An 18,324-nucleotide genomic window follows, 5' to 3' on the forward strand; every position below is an offset into this window, starting at 1 on the left:
TGTGAACGAAAGGGCAGACTTGGCCCGGGCAGACTGGGCTCGCCTCTCGTCAAGCGGTATGGCGCTGTAGTAAGGACCACACATGACCTCCAAGCACGCGACGGTCCGTGACCTGCGTCGGACCAACCGGGCCACGGTGCTGTCCCGGTTGTACTTCGACGGGCCGCTCAGCCGCTTCGAGCTCAGCGGGATCACGGGCCTGTCGGCAGCCACGGTCAGCAACGTGACCGCCGAACTGGTGCGCGAGCGGCTGGTGGTGGAGGCGGGCCAGGTCGAGTCGGACGGCGGGCGCCCGCGCGTGCTGCTGCGCGTCGACCCCGGGTACGCGATGGTCGCCGGGGTCGACATCGGCGAGACCGGCGTCAAGGCGGAGCTGTTCGACCTGGCCATGAACCGGCTCGCCGCGGTGGATCTGCCGCTGCCGTCGAAGCGGGGGAACTCGAAGCAGGCGGAGCCCGCCGCCGTCGTGGCGCAGGCGGCGGCCGGGCTGCGCGAGGTGCTGGCCGGGGTCGACGAGGACAAGGTGCTGGGCGTCGGTGTGGGCGTGCCGGGCACCGTCGAGCAGGAACCGGTGCGGGTGCACGCGCAGACCATCGGCTGGCACGACGTCCCGCTCGCCGACCTGTTGTGCGAGGCGGGTGTGTCCGTGCCCGTGTTCGTGGAGAACGGCGCGAAGACCCAGGGTCAGGCCGAGATGTGGTTCGGCGCGGGCCGCGGCGCCCGGCACGCGGTGATCCTGTTGATCGGGTCCGGTGTCGGCGCCTCGGTGATCACCGACGGGACGATCTACCGCGGCAGCGCGAGCAGCGCCGGCGAGTGGGGCCACACGATCATCCAGTACGGCGGGCGCCGGTGTCGTTGTGGCGCAAGCGGTTGCCTGGAGGCCTACGTCGGCGGTGAGGCCATTGTGGAGCGTTATCGGGCGGTGCGCCGGGGCAAGGCGGTGGCGGGCGCCGACGAGCAGGCGAACCTCGCGACCCTGCTGGTCGCGGCCGAGAAGTCCAAGACCGCGGCCCGCGTGCTGGACGAGGCCGCCGACCACCTCGGCGCGGGCATCGCGAACCTGGTGAACCTCTTCAACCCCGAGCGCATCGTGCTGGGCGGCTGGGCTGGGCTGGCCATCGGGGCCCGCCTGTTACCCCGCATCACCGAAGCGGTCCGCACCCAGGCCCTGCGCCGCCCGTTCGAACAACTCACCATCGAGCTGGGCAAACTGGGCCCGGACGCGGTGGCGGTAGGCGCCGCAACCCTTCCCGTAGCCGCCTTGCTGGACCAACGCGGCACCCGCTGACCCGCCCTGAATGTCCCATTCGAGACACCCAACGCCCCCAATGGGCCATTCAAGGCTTTCGTTGCTACCGACCCAACTGGACCGTGTGGGAGTGTCTTTTTCACCACTTGCCACACGGAAGAGGTCGGGGCATGAAGAAACTCTCCAAGCGCGCGAAACTCGGCGCCTGCGCGACGGTGCTGGTGGCCGCCGCCGCGGGCATCTCGGTCAACACGGCATCGGCGGAAGCGCCGCAAGCCCATCCGTCGGTCGCGCACCCGGAGCGGGACTACATGGGTTCGCAGGTCCGGCTGCACATGCCGAAGGTCAAGTCCATCCCACCGCACCTGCAGGACACCGTGCCGGGTCTGGACGTCAGCGGCTGGCAGGGCAACGTCGACTGGGGCACGGTCGCGGCCAACGGCGCGAAGTTCGCCTACGTCAAGGCGACCGAGAGCATCGACTACACCAGCGACTACTTCTCCCAGCAGTACGACGGCTCGTACGGCGCCGGCATCATCCGCGGGGCCTACCACTTCGCCACACCGAACACGTCCAGCGGCGCCGATCAGGCCAACTTCTTCGTCGACCACGGGGGCGGCTGGTCGCAGGACGGCATGACGCTGCCGGGCATGCTCGACATCGAGTGGAACCCGTACGGCGACACCTGCTACGGCCTTGACCAGGCGAGCATGGCCGGGTGGATCGCCGACTTCAGCAACACCTACCAGGCCCGCACCGGCCGCTGGCCCGCCATCTACACCGCGACGAGCTGGTGGAACCAGTGCGTGGGCGACGCGGGCAGCGGCTTCGGCGCCAACAGCCCGCTGGTGATCGCCAACTACAACGGCAGCCCGGGTGCGTTGCCGGCCGGCTGGGACTTCCAGACCATCTGGCAGTTCGCCGACTCCGGCACCTTCCCCGGTGACCAGGACCAGTTCAACGGGGACATCACCCGCGTGCAGGCCCTCGCCAACGGCTGACGAGCACGGACCAAGGAAGCGGGGCCCCGCGCTGCGAGGCCCCGCTTCCGTCGTCGTGGGGTCAGCCCGTCGCGTCGAGTTCCTGGCGGATGGCGGCCGCCGTCGCGGCGAAGTGTCTGGAGACGGCGCAGTTGTGGCCCAGCGTCCGGGTGGCGCGCACCGTGATCTTGTGACCGAGCAGGTCGAACGACGGGAGCCGGTCCGGGCACGTCGTCCGGTACAGCACGGCGTTGGTGACGTCGCCGTGTTCGAGGCGGGTGGCCGCCTCGTCGGAACCGGCGAGGTCCCTCACGTAGGCCACCACCTCGTGCGGGTGGGGGCCACCGGCCCAGTCTAGGAAGAAGCCGCCATGGCTCTCCCAGAACCGGAATCTGTCGGCGCCGGTCATGATCCCCGGTCGCCCGGAGTCGAACAGCACCGACATCAGCCTGCCCAGCACCTCGTAGCGCTGGGCCGTCCTGCGGTTGGTCATGCCGAACGATAAACCGTGGCGTTAAGCACGTGTGACGGCACGCCGACATTCGCATGAAGCTGCCACCGCGGTTCACCCGATACCGCAGGTCAAGGGAAGTTCGCGCCCAAGATCGGAGAGATTCGGGCACGCCGCTCCACCGGCTGTCGACACGCGCTCCAGCGCCTGGCTAGTTTCGCCCGGCCGGTACAAGCACGACCCGGGGGTAGGCCGAGGTGCGCAGCACAGATCCGTACGAACCGGACCTCGGCAAGCACACCGTGGTGTTCGAACCGGACACCCCGGCCGCCGTGGTGCAGCAGACGTTGGACCGCATCGCCGCCGAGCAGCACACCAACCAGTTCGGCCCGCAGCGCCACGCCCTGCTCTTCGCGCCCGGCGAGTACAAGGCCGACCTGAACCTCGGCTTCTACACCCAGGTGGCCGGGCTCGGGCTGCTCCCGGACGACACCAGCATCGCCGGGCACATTCGCGTGGAGGCCGATTGGCTCGCCCAGGACGGCGATCCGGGCAATACGGGCAACGGCACCCAAAACTTCTGGCGGGCCGCGGAAAACCTCGCGGTGACCGTGCCCGACGGCGAGGTCGAGCGGTGGGCGGTCTCGCAGGCCTCGCCGTACCGGCGGATGCACCTGCGCGGTCCGATCCAGCTGTGGAACGGCAGCGACGGCTGGGCCAGTGGCGGCCTGATCGCCGACTCGCGCATCGACGGCGTCGTGGAGTCCGGTACCCAGCAACAGTTCCTGACCCGCAACAGCGAGCTGACCCAGGGCTGGTCGGGCGCGAACTGGAACATGGTGTTCGTCGGCACCGAAGGCGCGCCGCCGCACCGGTTCCCCGATCCGGCGCACACCACGATCGACCGCACGCCGTTGATCCGGGAGAAGCCGTTCCTGCACCGGGCGGACGACGGCGAGTACCGGGTGTTCGTGCCGGGCCTGCGCTCGGCGACCCGCGGGCCGAGCTGGACCAGGGGCGAGCAGCCCGGCCGTTCGGTGTCGTTGCGGGAGTTCTTCGTCGCCAAGCCCGAAGATCCGGCGTCGTCGATCAACGCGGCCCTCGCCGCAGGCAGGCATGTCCTTTTCACACCAGGGATCTACGAACTCAGCGAGCCCGTCGTCGTGACCCGGCCGGGCACCGTCCTCTTGGGACTGGGCCTGGCGACGCTGATCCCGGTCCACGGCACGGCAGCGCTGCGTGTGTCCGATGTGGACGGAGTGACCATTGCCGGCCTCCTGGTCGACGCCGGCCCCTCGCGTTCCCCCGTGCTGGTCGAGGTCGGCACACCCGGCTGCACCGCGCGGCACACGGCCGATCCGGTCCTGCTTTCCGACCTGTTCGTCCGTGTCGGCGGTGCGGGGGCCGGTGCCGCGGACGTGAGCCTGGCGATCCACAGCAACGACGTGCTCGCCGATCACCTCTGGCTCTGGCGGGCCGATCACGGCGACGGCGTCGGCTGGGAGGTCAACCCCGCCGACCACGGGCTGGTCGTGCACGGGCACGACGTGACCGTCTACGGGTTGTTCGTCGAGCACTACCAGCGCGAGAACGTGTTGTGGCACGGCGAACGCGGCCGCACCTACTTCTTCCAGAACGAGCTGCCCTACGACCCGCCGGACAACACGACGTGGCCGGGTTTCCCGGCGTACGCGGTGGCCGACTCGGTGCGTGATCACCGCGGCTGGGGTCTGGGCAGCTACTGCTACTTCCTGACCAATCCGCGGGTGAGCACCGACCGCGCCTTCGCGGTGCCGGACGCCCCCGAGGTCGCGCTGCACGGCGTGGTCACGGTGTCGCTGGGCGGCGGCGTCGGCGCGATCCGGCACATGGTCAACGATGTGGGCCCGCAGGTCGACCAGGCACGACCGGTGAGCCACCTCGCGTCCTACCCTCAGGCATGACCGTTGGTGTGATGCTCCCCCGGGACCTGGCCCCGGAACAGGTTCTGTCGTTCGCCGAAGCGGCGGAGCAGCTCGGCTTCGCGCAGCTGTGGGTGGTGGAGGACTGGGGCTTCCGCGGCGGGATCGCGCAGGCCGCGGCCGTGCTCGCGGCGACCGGGCGGATCACCGTCGGCGTCGGCATCCTGCCCGCGGCCGCGCGCAACGCCGCGTTCACGGCGATGGAGCTGGCGACCCTCGCCGAGCTGTTCCCGGGCCGGGTGATCGCGGGCATCGGGCACGGGATGCCGGACTGGATGCGGCAGGTCGGCGCCCGGGTCGCGTCACCGCTGACCCTGCTCGCCGAGCACCTGGCCGCCGTGCGGGCGCTGCTGCGCGGCGAGCGCGTGAGCACCGAGGGCCGGTACGTCCGGCTGACCGACGCCGTGCTGACCAGCCCGCCGTCGGTCGTCCCGCCGGTGCTCGCCGGCGTGCGCGGCCCGAAATCGCTTGCGGTGTCCGGCAAGCACGCCGACGGCACCTTGCTCGCCGAGCCGGTCACGCCGGAATACTTGGCGTCGGCCAAGCAGCACATCGCGGCCGGCGGCCCGCACCAGCTCGTGGCGTACGCCGTGGCGGCGGTCGGGCCGGACTCCTACGACATGGTGCGACCCGCGCTGGAGTGGATCGGGGAGCCGGACTGGGCCCCGCACCTGGCGCCGACGCCGTTCGCCGACGAGGTCGCCCGGCTGCGCGCCGCCGCCTCGAGCCGAGCGGAGTTCGCCGCGTCCTTGCCTGACGATCTGGTGGCCAAGCTCGCGATCGCGGGTCCGCTCGACGTGGCCCGCCGCCGGATCGGCGAACTGCACGAGGCCGGCGCCGACGTGGTCGTGCTCGTGCCGGCCGGGCCGCTACCCGACCTGGCGCAGCTGGTCTGAACGACCCCGGACAGGCCGGTGGCCGGGCGCATCAGCGCCCGGCCACCGGTCTTCCTTCATCGCAGGGAAAGGATCAGCTGGTCGACACGTCGTCGATCACGAAGCTCGTCTGCAGCGACGAGTCCTCGGTAGCCGTCCACTTCAGGGTCACGGACTGGCCCGCGTAAGCCGCGAGGCTGGAGGTCCGCAGGGTGTAGCCCGAGGCGGCGTTGACGTTGGTGAAGGTCGCCAAGGTCGTGCCGTTGGCGGTCAACGTGATCTTGTCGTACGCCGTCGAGCCGGACTCGCTGGTGTCGATGTGCAGGTAGTAGCTCAGCGTCGAGCTGCACCCGGCCGGGATCGAGATGACCTGCTGCAGCGTGTCGGTGTGGGTCGTCCCGTAGCCGTCCAGCCACGCGAAGTACGAGCCGCCGTGCGACGTCTCACCACTGCCGTTGGCATTGCCGAGCACACCGGAGGTGGCCGTCCAGCCGGTGCTGCCGCTCTCGAACCCACCGTTGGTGATCTTGTTGCCGCAGGTGCCGCCACCACCGCTGACGGTGAAGGTGAACGACGTCGAGCCGCTCTTCACCGGGCTGGAGCTGTCGGTCACGTTCACGGTCACGTTGTACGTGCCGCCGCTGGTCGGGGTGCCCGACACCTGGCCGCTCGTCGCGTTGATCGTGACACCGGCCGGCAGGCCGGTCGCCGAGAAGTGGTACGGCGAGGTGCCGCCGCTGGCCGTGATGGTGAACGGCGTGATCGCGGTGCCCACGGTGCCGGTCTTGTTGCCCGGGTTGCCGACGGTCAGCGTGCCGGTCGAGCCACAGGTCGGGTCGGCGGTCTGGGCCGGAACGCTCACGGCGTTCCACGCGGCCTTGGTGGCGTTGAAGAGACCACAGGTGGAGTCGAGGTTCTTCGCCGCGGTCAGCGTCCAGGTGCGGTACTTCAGGTACGAGCTGCTGCTCGTCTTCATCAGCATCGCGTTGTACATGATCTTGATGGCGTTCTGGATGCCGACACCGGTCACGGTGCTGCTGTTGCAGGTCGTGCTGGTGGGCTGGCCGTTGGTCGGGTTGGTGCCCTCAGCCAGCAGGTAGAACCAGTGGTTGCCGGGACCGGCCGCCGCGTGCACTTCCTCGTTCGGGATGGAGCTGGAGTAGCAGTTGTCGTCACCCAGCGCCGACGGGTTGTACATGTTGCGGATCGGGCCGCTGCCGACCAGGTTGACCTGCTCGCCGACCAGGAAGTCGGGGTGGTCGACCGAGTTGTTGGCGTACCACTCGGTGGCGGCACCCCACGTGTCGGCGACGAACTCCTGGGTGTTGCCACCGGAGATACCACCGGGGGTGGTGTCGTCGATGCCGTGACCCTGCTCGTGGCCCACGACGTCCATCGAGCCGATCCAGCCGCCGCCCTGGTTGTGGCCGATCTGCACCTGGCTGCCGTCGTAGTAGGCGTTGAGGTCCTGCAGGCCGACGCGGATCGGCCACGCGCCACCGCTGCCGTTGGGCGCGTTGCGACCGACCCAGGCGGACAGCATCTTGGTCTCCGTCTGCGACGCGTACAGCGCGTCGGCGCAGCCCGTTTCCTTGTTGGAAGCGGTGCCGTTGCCCCACACGTTGTCCGGTCCGGAGAACGTCGTGTTGTTGGCCGCGTCCTGGCAGCTGAGGTTGGTCTCGACCGGGTCCTTCATCGAGTAGGTGGACCCGGAGTGCGTGGTGTCGAGCTGGACCGTGCCGGCCCAGGCGGTGTTGCCCGTGCCGAGCTCATGCATGACGCGCTCGCGGGACTCGAGCACCTTGCCGGTTGTCGCGTCGACGGTCACGGCGAGCTTGCTGTAGCCCTCGGTGCCGGTGCCGGTGACGACCGTCTGGTAGGCCAGCTTGGCGGTTCCGTGTGCGTAGACGACGAGTTGGGGGGCCGTCGCCGACGTCACGGACTTCAGCTGCTTGCGGGCCGTCGCCTCGGCCTGCGCGGCCGAGAGCTTCGGGGTGAGCGACGCCAGGTTGATGGTCTTGTCCTGGGCGACCGAGGTGTCCATGACCTGGCCCGCGGAGTTGCTGACGACGACGAAGTCGCCGCCCACCACGGGGAGGTTCTTGTAGGTGCGGTCGAACGGCACGTACTGCAGGCCGCCGGAGGTGACGACGGAGTGCTGCACGAACTTGTCGCTCGCACTGGCGTGCAGAGCTGCGGGCTTCGCGGCAACGAAGGAAGTCGCCGCGGTAGCGGCAAGCGACTGCGCACTCGGTGCCGCGTTCGGCGCCGGTTGCGCTTCGGCCGTGGACGCCGCGACGGCCGCGACACCCGCGACCAGCACGCCGGCCGAGGCCATGACGACAACGCGTCTCAATGACATGAAGGGAACTCCTCTGTGCAGGGCGCAACGCCCCCGAGCCCTCGACCGGGGGTCTTTTGCGTGAAGAGGTGATCTGGTTCGCGCGAACCGTCGTCAAGAATCAAGTGCCGCCCAGCCCCGCACAAGGGCCGTTGTCCATCAACGTATAAACAGATAGTCATGTGACCGCTTTTCCCAAGCTCGCTGCGTCGCCACTACGGCAACTGGGAACCCCAAGGGGCGCAACGGATCGGCCGTCCGGGTCGATGGGCGGTCACAGAGAAGAATGTGCTGTGGCTAAGTAACGAGTCGCAAGTGGACCGGTCAAACGACTTACGAGCGGCCGTCTCGCCACTGCGCGACGACCGCGTCGGCGTCGACCGGCGCCACCGGAACCCGTGGTCCGCCGCCCGCGCGCAGGTGCGCGACGATGCGGTGGTTCAACTCGCGGACGACGTCACGCACCTGCTCCTCGGTCCTGAGCGGGCGCACGGTTTCGGGCAACCGGTGCACCTCTCGGCGCAACCGCAGCGGCTCGGGCAGCATCATGTCGACGGGGACGTTCTCGCGTTCGAGGTAGCCGCGCAGCCACCAGTCCTCGTCGTAGCGCTTGCCGTAGCCCGGCAGCGGCTTCCCCTTGCCGGGCAGGTCCTCGAAGGCACCGCGTTCCTCGGCCTCGCGGATCTGCTTGTCGACCCACGACTCGTAGGGCATGCCGGCCGGCTTGCGCTCAGTCACCTGCCCGATTGTAGCTGGCGCAACGGAGGATGGCCGCCGCGCTTTCGTCCACATCGGACTCATCGGTGGCCCAGCCCGACACGCTGATCCGCATCGCGGTTTCCCCGTGCCACGTCGTCGGCCCGCACCAGCACGTGCCGTCGCGCTGCACCGCGGCGATGAGCGCGGCGTCCGCGCGCACCATGACCTGGTTCAGCACGACATCGTTGAGCACGGTCAGCCCGCCCGCGGCCAGCCGATCGGCCATCCGACGGGCCAGCTCGCACGACCGGTGCACCAACCGGGCGACGCCCGCGCGGCCCAGGCTGCGCAACACCGCCCACACCTCGAGCTGCCGCGCCCGCTGGGAGGACTGCGGGGTGTGGTGCATGGCCTCGTACGCGTTGTCGGGCGGCAGGTACCCCGCGACGGACGCGAAGGATCGTCGCAGCGCCACCGGGTCGCGCACGAACGCGATGCCGCTGTCGTAGCTGACGTTGAGCCATTTGTGTGCATCCGTGGCCCACGAGTCCGCGGTGCCCAGGCCGCCGGTCAGCGGCCACAACGCCGGGTCGGCCGCGGCCCATAGGCCGAACGCGCCGTCGACGTGCACCCAGGCGTCGCGTTCGCGGGCCCAGTCGACGATCGTCGGGAACGGGTCGAACGCGCCCGTGTTCACCTCACCGGCCTGCGCGCACACGATCAGCGGTCCACGCAGGTCCGGGAGCCGGTCGGCGAGCATCCGGCCCTGGTCGTCGGCGGGGACGGTGATGACGCGCTGGCGGCCCAGCCCGATCAGGCCGAGCGCCTTGCCCAGCGTCGAGTGCGCCTGCTCCCCCACCACGACCGTCAGCGGCGGCGCGCCGAAGAGCCCGTCGGCCTGCACGTCCCAGCCCGCCTTGGCCAGCTGGTCGTCGCGCGCGGCGGTCAGGGCGGTGGCGTTGGCCATGGTGGCGCCGCTGACGAACGCGATCTCGGTGGTGGTAGGCAGTCCCAGCAACTCCACCAGCCAGCTCCGCGTGACCCGGTGCAGCTTGGCGGCGACCGGACTCATGACGGGCAGAGCGGAGTTCTGGTCCCACGCTAGCCCCAGCACGCCCGCGGCGAGCGCGGCCGGCAGGGTGCCGCCGGTGACGAACCCGAAGTACCGGCTCCCCGCCGAGGCCACCGTGGCCGCCGACCCGGCATCGTCGAGCAACGCGATCGTCTCGGCGGCGTCGGTGGTTTGTTCGGGCAGGGCCTCGTCGAACCGCTTCAGGTTGTCCTGCGCCTCGGCGTCGGGCGCCACCCGCCGCTTGTCGACCGTGCTGAGGTAGCGCCGGGCGCGAGCGGCGGCGTCGGCGAACAGGTGGTCGCGATCGGTCATACGCTCAGTGTGCTCTCCAGGTGGACCACGCGGCGGCGCCGGCGATCGCGGCTGCGCTGGCGAACCAGGTTGGCGGTGACCCGGGTGAGGACCAGGATCAGCAGGAAGCTGCGCATCGGACGGTGTGACATCGCCACCCTCCCCTCGTTTCGGCGGTTGACCACGAGGGTGCCGGGTGCGGGGCGCCCTGCCATCCGCCTGGGGTCGTGCTTTGCGGGTACGTCTGGGTACGTAGGAGGGATCGCATCTCGGGGCCGGGTGGATACGGGGTTTTAGGTTTTTTGGTCTGCGGGCGCTAGGTGTCCCAGTGCGGGTCGGGACGGCGGGCGTCCCAGCCGTCCGTCATTGATGGTTGTTGTTGGCGGCCTTGTGGGGTGGGTTCGGTTTGACACGGGGACCCCACGGCGGCCAGCAAGCGCGAAACAAGGGGCAGACGGAGCTGCCCTTGCTTGCCGGACCAGCGTACGGCCGCCGTGCCCCGTGTAAAACCGAACCCAGCACGCCGCGTTGACTTGGCCTCGCTGGCGGCCAGCCGCGGGCGGCGACCGCCGCCTGAGGGTCAGGCGGCGGTTTGCGCCCAGGGTGGTTTGGTGAAGACGGGCAGGCCGTTGTCCATGCGGACTTGCCACCCGGCATGGTGAATCAGGCGATGGTGGAATTGGCACACCAACACCATGTTGTCCAGCCTCGTCGGACCGCCATCAGCCCAATGTTGAATATGATGGGCGTGACATTGGTTCGGTGTTCGCTCACACCCCGGGACCGCGCAACCTTGATCCCGGATCGCTAGCGCTCTACGCAATCGCTTGTCGGCCAGGCGTTTCGATTCGCCGATATCGATCGGCTGCGAGTTCGTGCCGAGCACGACCGGGATGATTTCGGCGTCGCAAGCGAAACGGCGGGCCTGCTCCGGAGTCATCCACCGAGCGTCGTCGAGAGTGGCCTTGCCGATCGCCGTCTGCAAGGTCTCCAGGGAGACCGTGACCGCGATATGCGGACGCTCGCCACCCTCCACCGGAGCCTTGCCGGAATCGGCGGCGAAACGGATCACCTCCGCCAGCGCATCACCCTGGCGCTCGACCAGGGTGCGGTCATCACCCGGCTGCGGCGCAGTCAGCGACGACAACAGAGGGCGCAGGACCGCAGCCGTCTCGGCACCCAGCTTGAACCGGCCCTCCAGCGAGCCATCCTCGCGCTCCTGCAGGTCCAGGATGTTCTGCGCTTCGACCACGGTCGGATCGTCGGGTTCTTCACCGTCGGGGTTCAGAACATCCACCATGCGCTTACCCAGCCGGGCAAGCTGAGCGGGATTGAACTCCCGCGCCAACTCGGCCAGATCAGCCTCGACCTGATCGGCGTGCTCAGCGGGCACCGCCGCAACCGTCTTCGCAATCCGAGTGACGTGCTCCGCAGAGATCGCACCCTCGGCCATCGCCGCCCGGGCGGCGGGCAGCTTCGCTGGAATCGTCTGTCCGGTGATCCCCACCTTCGGGCACAGCAACGAAACCTGAGTCTCCAACAGCTTGGCTTCGCGTCGACCCACCCGTAGCGCGTCCATCAGGAACTGCCACAAATGCAGATACCCGGACTCACGCCAATCCACCCGAGAAATCGAATCCAGGATCGCCAAATCAAGCCGCCGACGTTCGGCGACAAGCGACTGAAGATCCCCCAGATCCATAACCCAATCATACCACAACATACCGCCAAATGGCGCAGCCGAAAACCCCGCCAACAACGCAACCGTCGTCCGGCAACGCAACCCAAAGAAAGGGCGAACACCAGACCGCCCCCTCAACCTCGTCCGGGCGCCCTTTAGCACGAGGGTTCCAGGGTCAAGGGTTGCGAAGCAATCGGCGAAGCCGACGCCGAAGGCGCCCTTGACGCTGGAAGCCTCGTGTTAAACAATCAAGCCAGAGGTTGAGACCTAATCCCGCAAAGCAGAACGCAAAGACCGATACAAAACATTCACATCCCCCAACCGATGCCGCAACTGCCGCTCCAACCCCCCAATAGGCACCAGGTTCTGCGGCGCCCGAGGATCCTTGTGCGCCAAGGAAGACAACGGCGGCAACACCCGAGCAGTCAAATCGGCCAACGCAACCGCCTCAGCCGCAGGCAGATCAGCCGAACACTCCAGCCGAACAATGGCCGACCAAGGCGACCGAGAAGCCCCAGGCAACCGCAAATACCAGGACCGCCGCTGCCAAGAAGTCCCCATCGTGAAAACGGGGCTCCGCTCCCCCGACCCCAAGGCACCCACAACGCGCATCTGCGCCTCAGGCAGGTAAGACGTCTGGTGGGTCTTCACATACCCCACAGTCCGAGCCAGGTTGGTCCGCCCCCGCAACGGCCCATCGCACACCAGCAGGTCATCCAGCGCTGAACTCTGGCGCCGCCAAGCTCCGGCCAGTTCCACCTCGACCTCCGACAACCGCCGCTGGACACCGAGGGTCAATTCATCCAAGCCGGCCCGCGTGGGCCGGAATCGATAGGTGGCGTGCCGGGTCTTCAAGTCCGTCGCGTTCGGTGCGGCCGTGTAGAGGCTCCGGTCGAGTTGCATCCCGACGACACTGGCCGCGCCGTCGCAGCAGACCAGGCCGGCGGCGAGCGACGCGACGATCCCGGGCACCGGCTGCGCTGACTCGCCGTGCACCCAGACCCGTGCGTCGATCCGCCGCACGCCGTCCAAGAACAACACCGCGGACGGAAGCGCCGCCGACCGTTCCGGTGTCACCGGACGCCACCGGGCCGCGGGCAGTTCCACGTCGAGGTCGAGCCGGGCCGACGACTCGCGGCCATCCAGGTCGTCGCCCACCGCGATCCCGTAGCTCGGGTCCCACGGATCGACCGTGTACGAGGCGGGAGTCAGCAGCGCGGTCATCCGGCCTCCACCCGCCGCAACCGCGACGTCGCCCCGTCGCGGCTCACCGCGAACTGCACCGGCACCCGCTCGGCCAACGCGGGCACGTGGGTCACGATCCCCACCACCCGGCCGCTTTCGGTCGCCAGGCGTTCCAATGTAGACGCCACGACGTCCAGTGTGGACTCGTCGAGGGTGCCGAAGCCCTCGTCGAGGAACATGGAGTTGAGGTCACGCTTGCCGCCGGAAAGCCCGACCACCTGCCGCGACAGGGCCAACGCGAGGGCGAGCGAGGCCTGGAACGTCTCCCCACCGGACAAGGTGTTGACCGGCCGGATCGTCCCGGCGTCGTTGTGGTCGACGACGACCAGTTCGTTGCGCTCACCGCGGTGCAGCTCGAACTGCCCACCGGAGAGCTGCAGCAAGGTGTGCGACGCCTCCAACACCAGCGAGTCCAACGCCTCCGCACACAGCCAGCGCTCGAAGTTGTTGGACCGCAACAGGTTGCCCAGCATGTCGGCGACCTCGGCCTCGCCGCGGTAGCGGGTGACCTCCTCGGTCAGCCGCGCGGACTCCTTGCCGCGGCGGAGAAGGTCGGCGAGGTCGCGCTCGGCGTCCTTGGTCGCCGCGGCCAGGGCCACCGGGGCGTCCTTCACGTTCGCGGCGCGGACGCCGTGCTCGGCGAGCAACCCGGTGAGCGCGCCCGCCGCGTCGACGCCCTGCTGCTTGAGCGCGGTCTCGGCGGCGCTCAGCTCGGCCGCGGTCGCGGTCAGCGCCGCGCGCTGCTCGCCGGCCCAGTCCAGCAGCGACTGCCAGGCGGTGGCGAGGTCGGGGCCGTCCACGGCCGGCGCGTGCAACGCGACGAACCGGTCGCGCCCGGCCCGCAGCTCCGACCACGCCGCTTTCTCCTTGTCCTGCAAGGAGACGCGTTCGCTCATGGCGGCGTCGAGGGCACGCTGGGCGGCGCGGGCCGCCTCTCGTGCGCGGGCCATCGCGGCGTCGGCCGCGTCCCGCGCCGCGATGCTCTTCTCCATTTCGGCCGGCTCGGGTGCGCCAGTCAGCACGGCCACGAGCTCGGTCAGCGCGTGTTCGGTCGAGGCCACTCGCGCGGCCGCGTCGGCGCTGCCGCGCCCCGCCTTGACCGCACGCTTGCGCGCCGAGTCCAGTTCGGCGGTCGCGGTCTTCACCGCCGCCCGCGTCCGGTCGAGGTCCGCGGGCACGTCGTGGTGCGGCAACTCGTGCACCTGCTGCAGGCACACCGGGCACGGCTCGCCCTCGTGCAGGTCGGCGGCGAGCGTGACGGCCCGGTGCTCCCGCTCGGTCGTGGTGACTGCGGCCTGGGCCTCGGCGAGGGCCTGCTCGGCGGCGGTCACCGCGGCCGTCGCGTCGCGTTCGGCCTTGTCGGCCGCATCGCGTTGCGCGACAAGGGATTCGAGGTTCTCCCGCAAGCTCTGCTGGCGCGCGTAGGCGTCGCGCCAGCGCAGCAGTTCGGCGCGGTCGGGCCCGGTCACCGCCTGTTCGGCCGCGGTCTCGGCGAGATCGGCCTCGTCCCGCGCGACGGTGCGCACCCGGACCAGCTCGTCGGCCTGTGCCAGCTTCTCGGCCAGCTCGGCGGTGCCTGCGGGCATCGACAGCGCGGCGAGGTCGTCGACCTGCTTGCGTGCCAGCCCGGCCTGCTCGTTCGCTTCCTTCCAGCGCCCGCGCAACTCGTCGGTCTCGGTGACCGCGGCCTCGACCCGGGGCACCAGCTCGCCGAGCGTGCGCACGCGTTGCTGTGCCTGTGCCAGCTCGTCCTCGGTCACCGCGCCGATCTCGGCGAGGCGCCGCTCGGCCTGCTGGCGCCGGTCGAGGGTGAGCTTGGCCCGCTCCCGCGCCTTCTTGCCCACCTCCTCGTAGACCCCGTACGCGAGCAGTTCGATCAGCAGGTTCTGCCGGTCACTCGGCTTGGCGTGCAGGAACTCCGCGAACCGGCCCTGGGGCAGCAACACGCACTGGGTGAAGTGCTCGTAACCGATCCCCAGCAGCGACGTCACGTGTTCGCGCACCGGGTCCGGCCCCTCGGCGACCGACTCGACCACGGCCTCGAGCACCTTGGCCAGGTCGGCGTTCGCCGGCACGGACGGGTCCAGCCGGTCGAGCCGGGCTTCCTTGGTCTGGACCTGGCCGCGGGCGTCGCGGCGCAGCTGCCGGGCCGCGGCATAGCGCTGGCCCGCGGCCTCGAACACCAGCAGCACCCGGCACTCCGCGGTGGACGGCGCCAGCGCGCTGCGGATGGAGTTCGTCTTGCCCCAGCGGGGCACCGTGCCGTAGAGGGCGAAGCACAACGCGTCGATCACCGTGCTCTTGCCGGAGCCGGTCGGCCCGGTGAGCACGAAGAAGTCCACATCGGACAGATCGACGTCGGTCGCCTCGCGGTAGCTGCCGAACCCGTCGATCAGCAGGCGCAACGGCCGCATCAGGCACCTCCCCCGGTGGCGTCCTCCAGCAGCTCGGCGAACATCGCGCCGACGCGCGGGTCCTCGATGTTCTGCTCGGCCAGGAAGTCGGCGAAGAGCTCGGCCGGCGGCCGGTCGAGCCGGGTCCCGCCGGACAGGCCCTCGGATTCGGGGCGGACGCGGTACTTCTCGTCGAGCTGAACGTCGAGCGCGTTGGGCAGGGCATCGCGCACCAGGTCGGCGAGACCAGCGCGGGCCTTCTCCTCCAGGATCACCCGCAGGAAGGCGTCACCCGCTTCTTCTCCTTGCGCTATCACGTAGTCCAGGCTGCCTTTCAGTGTCCGCAGTGGACGGCCGCCGGTCACCGGCACCGGTCGCACGTGCGCGCGGGTGCCGGGAGTCGCGGTCACCACCAACGCCATGGACTCGTTCGCCTCCTCGCCGAAGTCCAGCGCCAGCGGCGAGCCGGAGTAGGCGATCGGGCAGGGGCCGTCGATTTCCTGGTAGCGGTGCAGGTGCCCGAGCGCGGCGTAGTGCGCGGTCGACGGGAACACCTGCGCGGGCAGCTCGTAGCCCAGCAGCTGCACCTCGCGTTCACCGCCGCCGCGCCGCCCGCCGAGCACCGTGCAGTGCGTGGTGACGACGTTGACCGTGTCACCGCCGAAGTCCTTGGCCAGCGCACCGATGATCGCGCCGACCCGGCGCGCGTAGTCCATCGAGTGCTCGGCCGACTCGTGCAGGACGACCTCGGCCGCACGCACCGCGAACCTGGTGGAGACAAAGGGAAGCACGGCGATCTTCGCGGTTTCACCGGTGCGCGTGGTGAGCGTCAGCAGTCCGCCCTGCTCGGCCGGGCTCGGCTGCCCGACCACGTGGATGCCCGCCTCGCCGAGCACCGGGCGGTAGACCCGCTGCACGAGCTGCTGGTTGTCGTGGTTGCCGGCCAGCACGACGACCTGGCGACCATCGGCCCGCAGCCGCAGCAGGGTCCGCATCACCAGGCCTTGCGCCTGCGGGTTCGGCGTCGTGGTCTCGAAGAGGTCGCCCGCGACGAGCACCGCGTCCACGTCCTCCGCGTCGGCGATGCGCACCAGATCGGCCAGCACCGCACGGTGCTCGTCGAACCGGGGCTGGTTCTTGAGCACCTTGCCCACGTGCCAGTCGGCGGTGTGCAGGAACTTCATACAGCTCCTCTAGAACGGGGGCGGGTCATCGTCGTCGTCGAGCGCGGATGGCATGCCTGCGAACGGGTCCTTCGGTGCGGCCGGTCCGGTGTCCACGCCCTGCCACGAGCCCTTCTCCTGCGGGCGGGTGGCCCACGCGGGGAACGGGAACTCGACCGCGAGCGGCACCGGGATGTCCGGCTGCGCGACGAACATCGTGCCGGGCTTGGCCAGCGTTGCGCGTTGGCGCTGTGCGGGTGGCAGGTAGCCGTACTCCGGGCGGGACGCCTCCGCCGAGTCGAGCCGGCCGGCGACCCGGATCGAGCAGTTGGCGACGATGCGGCGTTCGACCTCGCTCGCGGTCTGCTGCGCGCCGATCAGGATCACGCCCAGCGACCGGCCGCGCTCGGCGACGTCGAGCAGGATCTGCTTGATCGGGCTGTCGCCGTCGCGTGGGGCGTACTTGTTCAGCTCGTCGAGCACCACGAACATCAACGGCCGCGCGGAACCCTGCTGCTCCTTGCGCTGGAACTCCTGGCGCAGCGTGACACCGACGACGAAGCGTTGCGCGCGGTCGGGCAGGTTGTGCAGGTCGACCACCGTGACCTGTGCCTTCGACGTGGTCAGCGACCGGTCGCCGCGGTGGCCGAGGTCGCCGCGGACCAGGCGCTCCAGCGGGCGCACGGCGGAGCGCAGCCGGCGCAGGAACGCGTTCACGCTGCCGGTGGACGTGCTGCCCGCGACCCAGTCGCGCCGGGTGTCCTCGTCGCCGAGTTCGTCCTCGATCAGGCCGACGAGCTGTTCGAAACTGCGCAGCGGGCCGCCGCGTCCGGCCTCGACACCGCGCACCTGGATCGCGCCGTCCTTGCCGACGGGCTCGGCGTCGCGCTTGAGCCGGGCCGCGACCTGGCCGATCAGCATCGTGTACTGGCTGCGTTCGTCCTCGCCGTCGGCGAACACGAACGGCATCAGCTCCTGCGCGCAGAACTCGGCGAGTGTCCAGTAGAAGGGGCTGACGGCCTTGTCGCGGGCGCGGACGTCCGGTGTGCCGCTGGGGTCGCCGGGGCGCGGCGGCGCGAACACCTGGACGTTGCCGAACGCCTGCGGCGGCAGGCCGAGCTGGGCGTACTTGGCGCGTTGTTCCTCGGTGAGCCGGGAGTTGGCATAGTCGAGGAAGAGCAGGTCCTCGCCCTTGACGGAGAAGATCAACGCCTTGGTGTTGGCGGCCTCGCCGTGCAACACGCCCGAGGTGAAGATCGAGTGCAGCATGAACGTGGCGAACGACGTCTTGGTCGCGATGCCGGACACGCCGGAGATCGAGACGTGGCCGCCGCGCGTGCCGTCGACGAACTCGAAGTTGAGGAACACCGGGTTGCCGTCGCGCCCGAGCCCGATGGGCAGCTTGGCGTCGGCCATGGTGTCGAAGTAGAGGGCGCTGTCGCGTTCCTCCCCCGCCGCCCGGTGCACGACGGCGCCCGGCCGGGGCGGGACGTAGACCTCGGGTTCGACGCGGGTGACCGTGACCTCGGCGACCTCGGCCACGTCGGCGGGCAGCGCGCCGTCGGCGATGAGGAAGACGTCGCTGGCGAAGCGCGCGCCCTCGTGGGCGGCCTCGACGTTGGTGACCACGCCGGCGATCGCGACCTCGGTGCCGTCGGGCAACGGACGCTTGGTGACCACGACGTCGTCGAGCTGCAAGAACTGGTCGGGCGCGACCCCGACGGAGAACTCCAGCGGGCTCGCGGCCACCGTGCCCGCCACCAGCCCGACCGGCGCCCGACCGGCCGCGATGTCTGCTCTGGCCTGGTCGGCCTGTGTCACCCGCGCTCCCTCGTTCGGCTCAGGCCCCGCAGTCTAAGGCGCGGGTCCGACGATCCCGGGGAGGCACGGCGAGGCGCGGACGGAGGCGAGGTGCCCCAG

13 protein-coding genes are annotated in these 18,324 nt (G+C 70.0%); 4 read left to right on the forward strand and 9 right to left on the reverse strand.

Going from position 1 to position 18,324, the window contains the following annotated elements:
* Positions 1–82: 82 nt before the first annotated feature.
* A complete protein-coding gene (locus EV186_RS16355) occupies positions 83–1,291 on the forward strand; it encodes an ROK family protein (RefSeq protein ID WP_133850061.1) in 1,209 nt (402 codons plus the stop codon).
* A 131-nt stretch (positions 1,292–1,422) separates the two neighbouring features.
* Entirely contained in the window at positions 1,423–2,253 is an 831-nt protein-coding gene (locus tag EV186_RS16360) for a lysozyme (protein WP_133850062.1), read from the forward strand.
* A gap of 61 nt (positions 2,254–2,314) precedes the next feature.
* On the opposite strand, the gene EV186_RS16365 is transcribed toward EV186_RS16360, so the two are convergent.
* Positions 2,315–2,725 carry a hypothetical protein gene (locus EV186_RS16365; RefSeq protein WP_133850063.1) on the reverse strand — a complete coding sequence of 137 codons (411 nt, stop codon included), beginning with the start codon at positions 2,723–2,725 and terminating at the stop codon, positions 2,315–2,317.
* A gap of 215 nt (positions 2,726–2,940) precedes the next feature.
* Here EV186_RS16365 and EV186_RS16370 point away from each other — a divergent pair, with 215 nt between their 5' ends.
* Together EV186_RS16370 and EV186_RS16375 are read left to right on the forward strand one after the other, a co-directional pair.
* A complete protein-coding gene (locus EV186_RS16370; protein WP_133850064.1) occupies positions 2,941–4,626 on the forward strand; it encodes a coagulation factor 5/8 type domain-containing protein in 1,686 nt (561 codons plus the stop codon).
* The gene (locus tag EV186_RS16375; protein ID WP_133850065.1) at positions 4,623–5,540 is read left to right on the forward strand and encodes an LLM class flavin-dependent oxidoreductase; all 918 of its coding nucleotides are present in this window, start codon (positions 4,623–4,625) and stop codon (positions 5,538–5,540) included. The genes EV186_RS16370 and EV186_RS16375 overlap by 4 nt, the downstream gene beginning before the upstream one ends.
* A 73-nt stretch (positions 5,541–5,613) precedes the next feature.
* Here the strand turns inward: EV186_RS16375 and EV186_RS16380 are convergent, their stop codons facing one another.
* From EV186_RS16380 to EV186_RS16415, 8 genes are all read right to left on the reverse strand, one after another.
* The gene (locus EV186_RS16380) at positions 5,614–7,881 is read right to left on the reverse strand and encodes a M4 family metallopeptidase (protein WP_243754061.1); all 2,268 of its coding nucleotides are present in this window, start codon (positions 7,879–7,881) and stop codon (positions 5,614–5,616) included.
* Positions 7,882–8,193: 312 nt separating this feature from the next.
* Positions 8,194–8,598 carry a DnaJ family domain-containing protein gene (locus tag EV186_RS16385; protein WP_208115617.1) on the reverse strand — a complete coding sequence of 135 codons (405 nt, stop codon included), beginning with the start codon at positions 8,596–8,598 and terminating at the stop codon, positions 8,194–8,196.
* The gene (locus tag EV186_RS16390) at positions 8,591–9,943 is read right to left on the reverse strand and encodes a pyridoxal phosphate-dependent decarboxylase family protein (RefSeq protein ID WP_133850066.1); all 1,353 of its coding nucleotides are present in this window, start codon (positions 9,941–9,943) and stop codon (positions 8,591–8,593) included. The genes EV186_RS16385 and EV186_RS16390 overlap by 8 nt, the downstream gene beginning before the upstream one ends.
* Positions 9,944–10,502: 559 nt before the next feature.
* Positions 10,503–11,624, reverse strand: coding sequence for an HNH endonuclease signature motif containing protein (locus EV186_RS16395; protein ID WP_166659195.1), 1,122 nt, complete (start codon positions 11,622–11,624; stop codon positions 10,503–10,505).
* Positions 11,625–11,870: 246 nt separating this feature from the next.
* Positions 11,871–12,827, reverse strand: coding sequence for a hypothetical protein (locus tag EV186_RS16400; RefSeq protein WP_133850068.1), 957 nt, complete (start codon positions 12,825–12,827; stop codon positions 11,871–11,873).
* Positions 12,824–15,262 carry an AAA family ATPase gene (locus tag EV186_RS16405; RefSeq protein ID WP_133850069.1) on the reverse strand — a complete coding sequence of 813 codons (2,439 nt, stop codon included), beginning with the start codon at positions 15,260–15,262 and terminating at the stop codon, positions 12,824–12,826. Before EV186_RS16405 ends, EV186_RS16400 begins: the two co-directional genes overlap by 4 nt.
* Positions 15,262–16,425: an exonuclease SbcCD subunit D gene (locus EV186_RS16410; RefSeq protein WP_133850070.1), complete on the reverse strand. Its 1,164-nt coding sequence runs from the start codon at positions 16,423–16,425 to the stop codon at positions 15,262–15,264. Before EV186_RS16410 ends, EV186_RS16405 begins: the two co-directional genes overlap by 1 nt.
* Before the next feature lie 9 nt (positions 16,426–16,434).
* On the reverse strand, positions 16,435–18,225 hold the full coding sequence (locus tag EV186_RS16415; protein WP_243754062.1) for an ATP-binding protein: 1,791 nt from the start codon (positions 18,223–18,225) through the stop codon (positions 16,435–16,437).
* Positions 18,226–18,324: the final 99 nt, after the last annotated feature.

Source organism: Labedaea rhizosphaerae (genome assembly GCF_004362825.1).
In the GTDB taxonomy this organism is placed as follows: domain Bacteria; phylum Actinomycetota; class Actinomycetes; order Mycobacteriales; family Pseudonocardiaceae; genus Labedaea; species Labedaea rhizosphaerae.

Bases quoted from the DNA above. Each gene is read 5' to 3' on its own strand.
- EV186_RS16400 (WP_133850068.1), bottom strand. From the start codon at position 12,827: ATGACCGCGCTGCTGACTCCCGCCTCGTACACGGTCGATCCGTGGGAC.
- EV186_RS16365 (WP_133850063.1), bottom strand. From the start codon at position 2,725: ATGACCAACCGCAGGACGGCCCAGCGCTACGAGGTGCTGGGCAGGCTG.
- EV186_RS16375 (WP_133850065.1), top strand. From the start codon at position 4,623: ATGACCGTTGGTGTGATGCTCCCCCGGGACCTGGCCCCGGAACAGGTT.
- EV186_RS16390 (WP_133850066.1), bottom strand. From the start codon at position 9,943: ATGACCGATCGCGACCACCTGTTCGCCGACGCCGCCGCTCGCGCCCGG.
- EV186_RS16395 (WP_166659195.1), bottom strand. From the start codon at position 11,624: ATGGATCTGGGGGATCTTCAGTCGCTTGTCGCCGAACGTCGGCGGCTT.
- EV186_RS16380 (WP_243754061.1), bottom strand. From the start codon at position 7,881: ATGTCATTGAGACGCGTTGTCGTCATGGCCTCGGCCGGCGTGCTGGTC.
- EV186_RS16410 (WP_133850070.1), bottom strand. From the start codon at position 16,425: ATGAAGTTCCTGCACACCGCCGACTGGCACGTGGGCAAGGTGCTCAAG.
- EV186_RS16360 (WP_133850062.1), top strand. From the start codon at position 1,423: ATGAAGAAACTCTCCAAGCGCGCGAAACTCGGCGCCTGCGCGACGGTG.
- EV186_RS16355 (WP_133850061.1), top strand. From the start codon at position 83: ATGACCTCCAAGCACGCGACGGTCCGTGACCTGCGTCGGACCAACCGG.
- EV186_RS16405 (WP_133850069.1), bottom strand. From the start codon at position 15,262: ATGCGGCCGTTGCGCCTGCTGATCGACGGGTTCGGCAGCTACCGCGAG.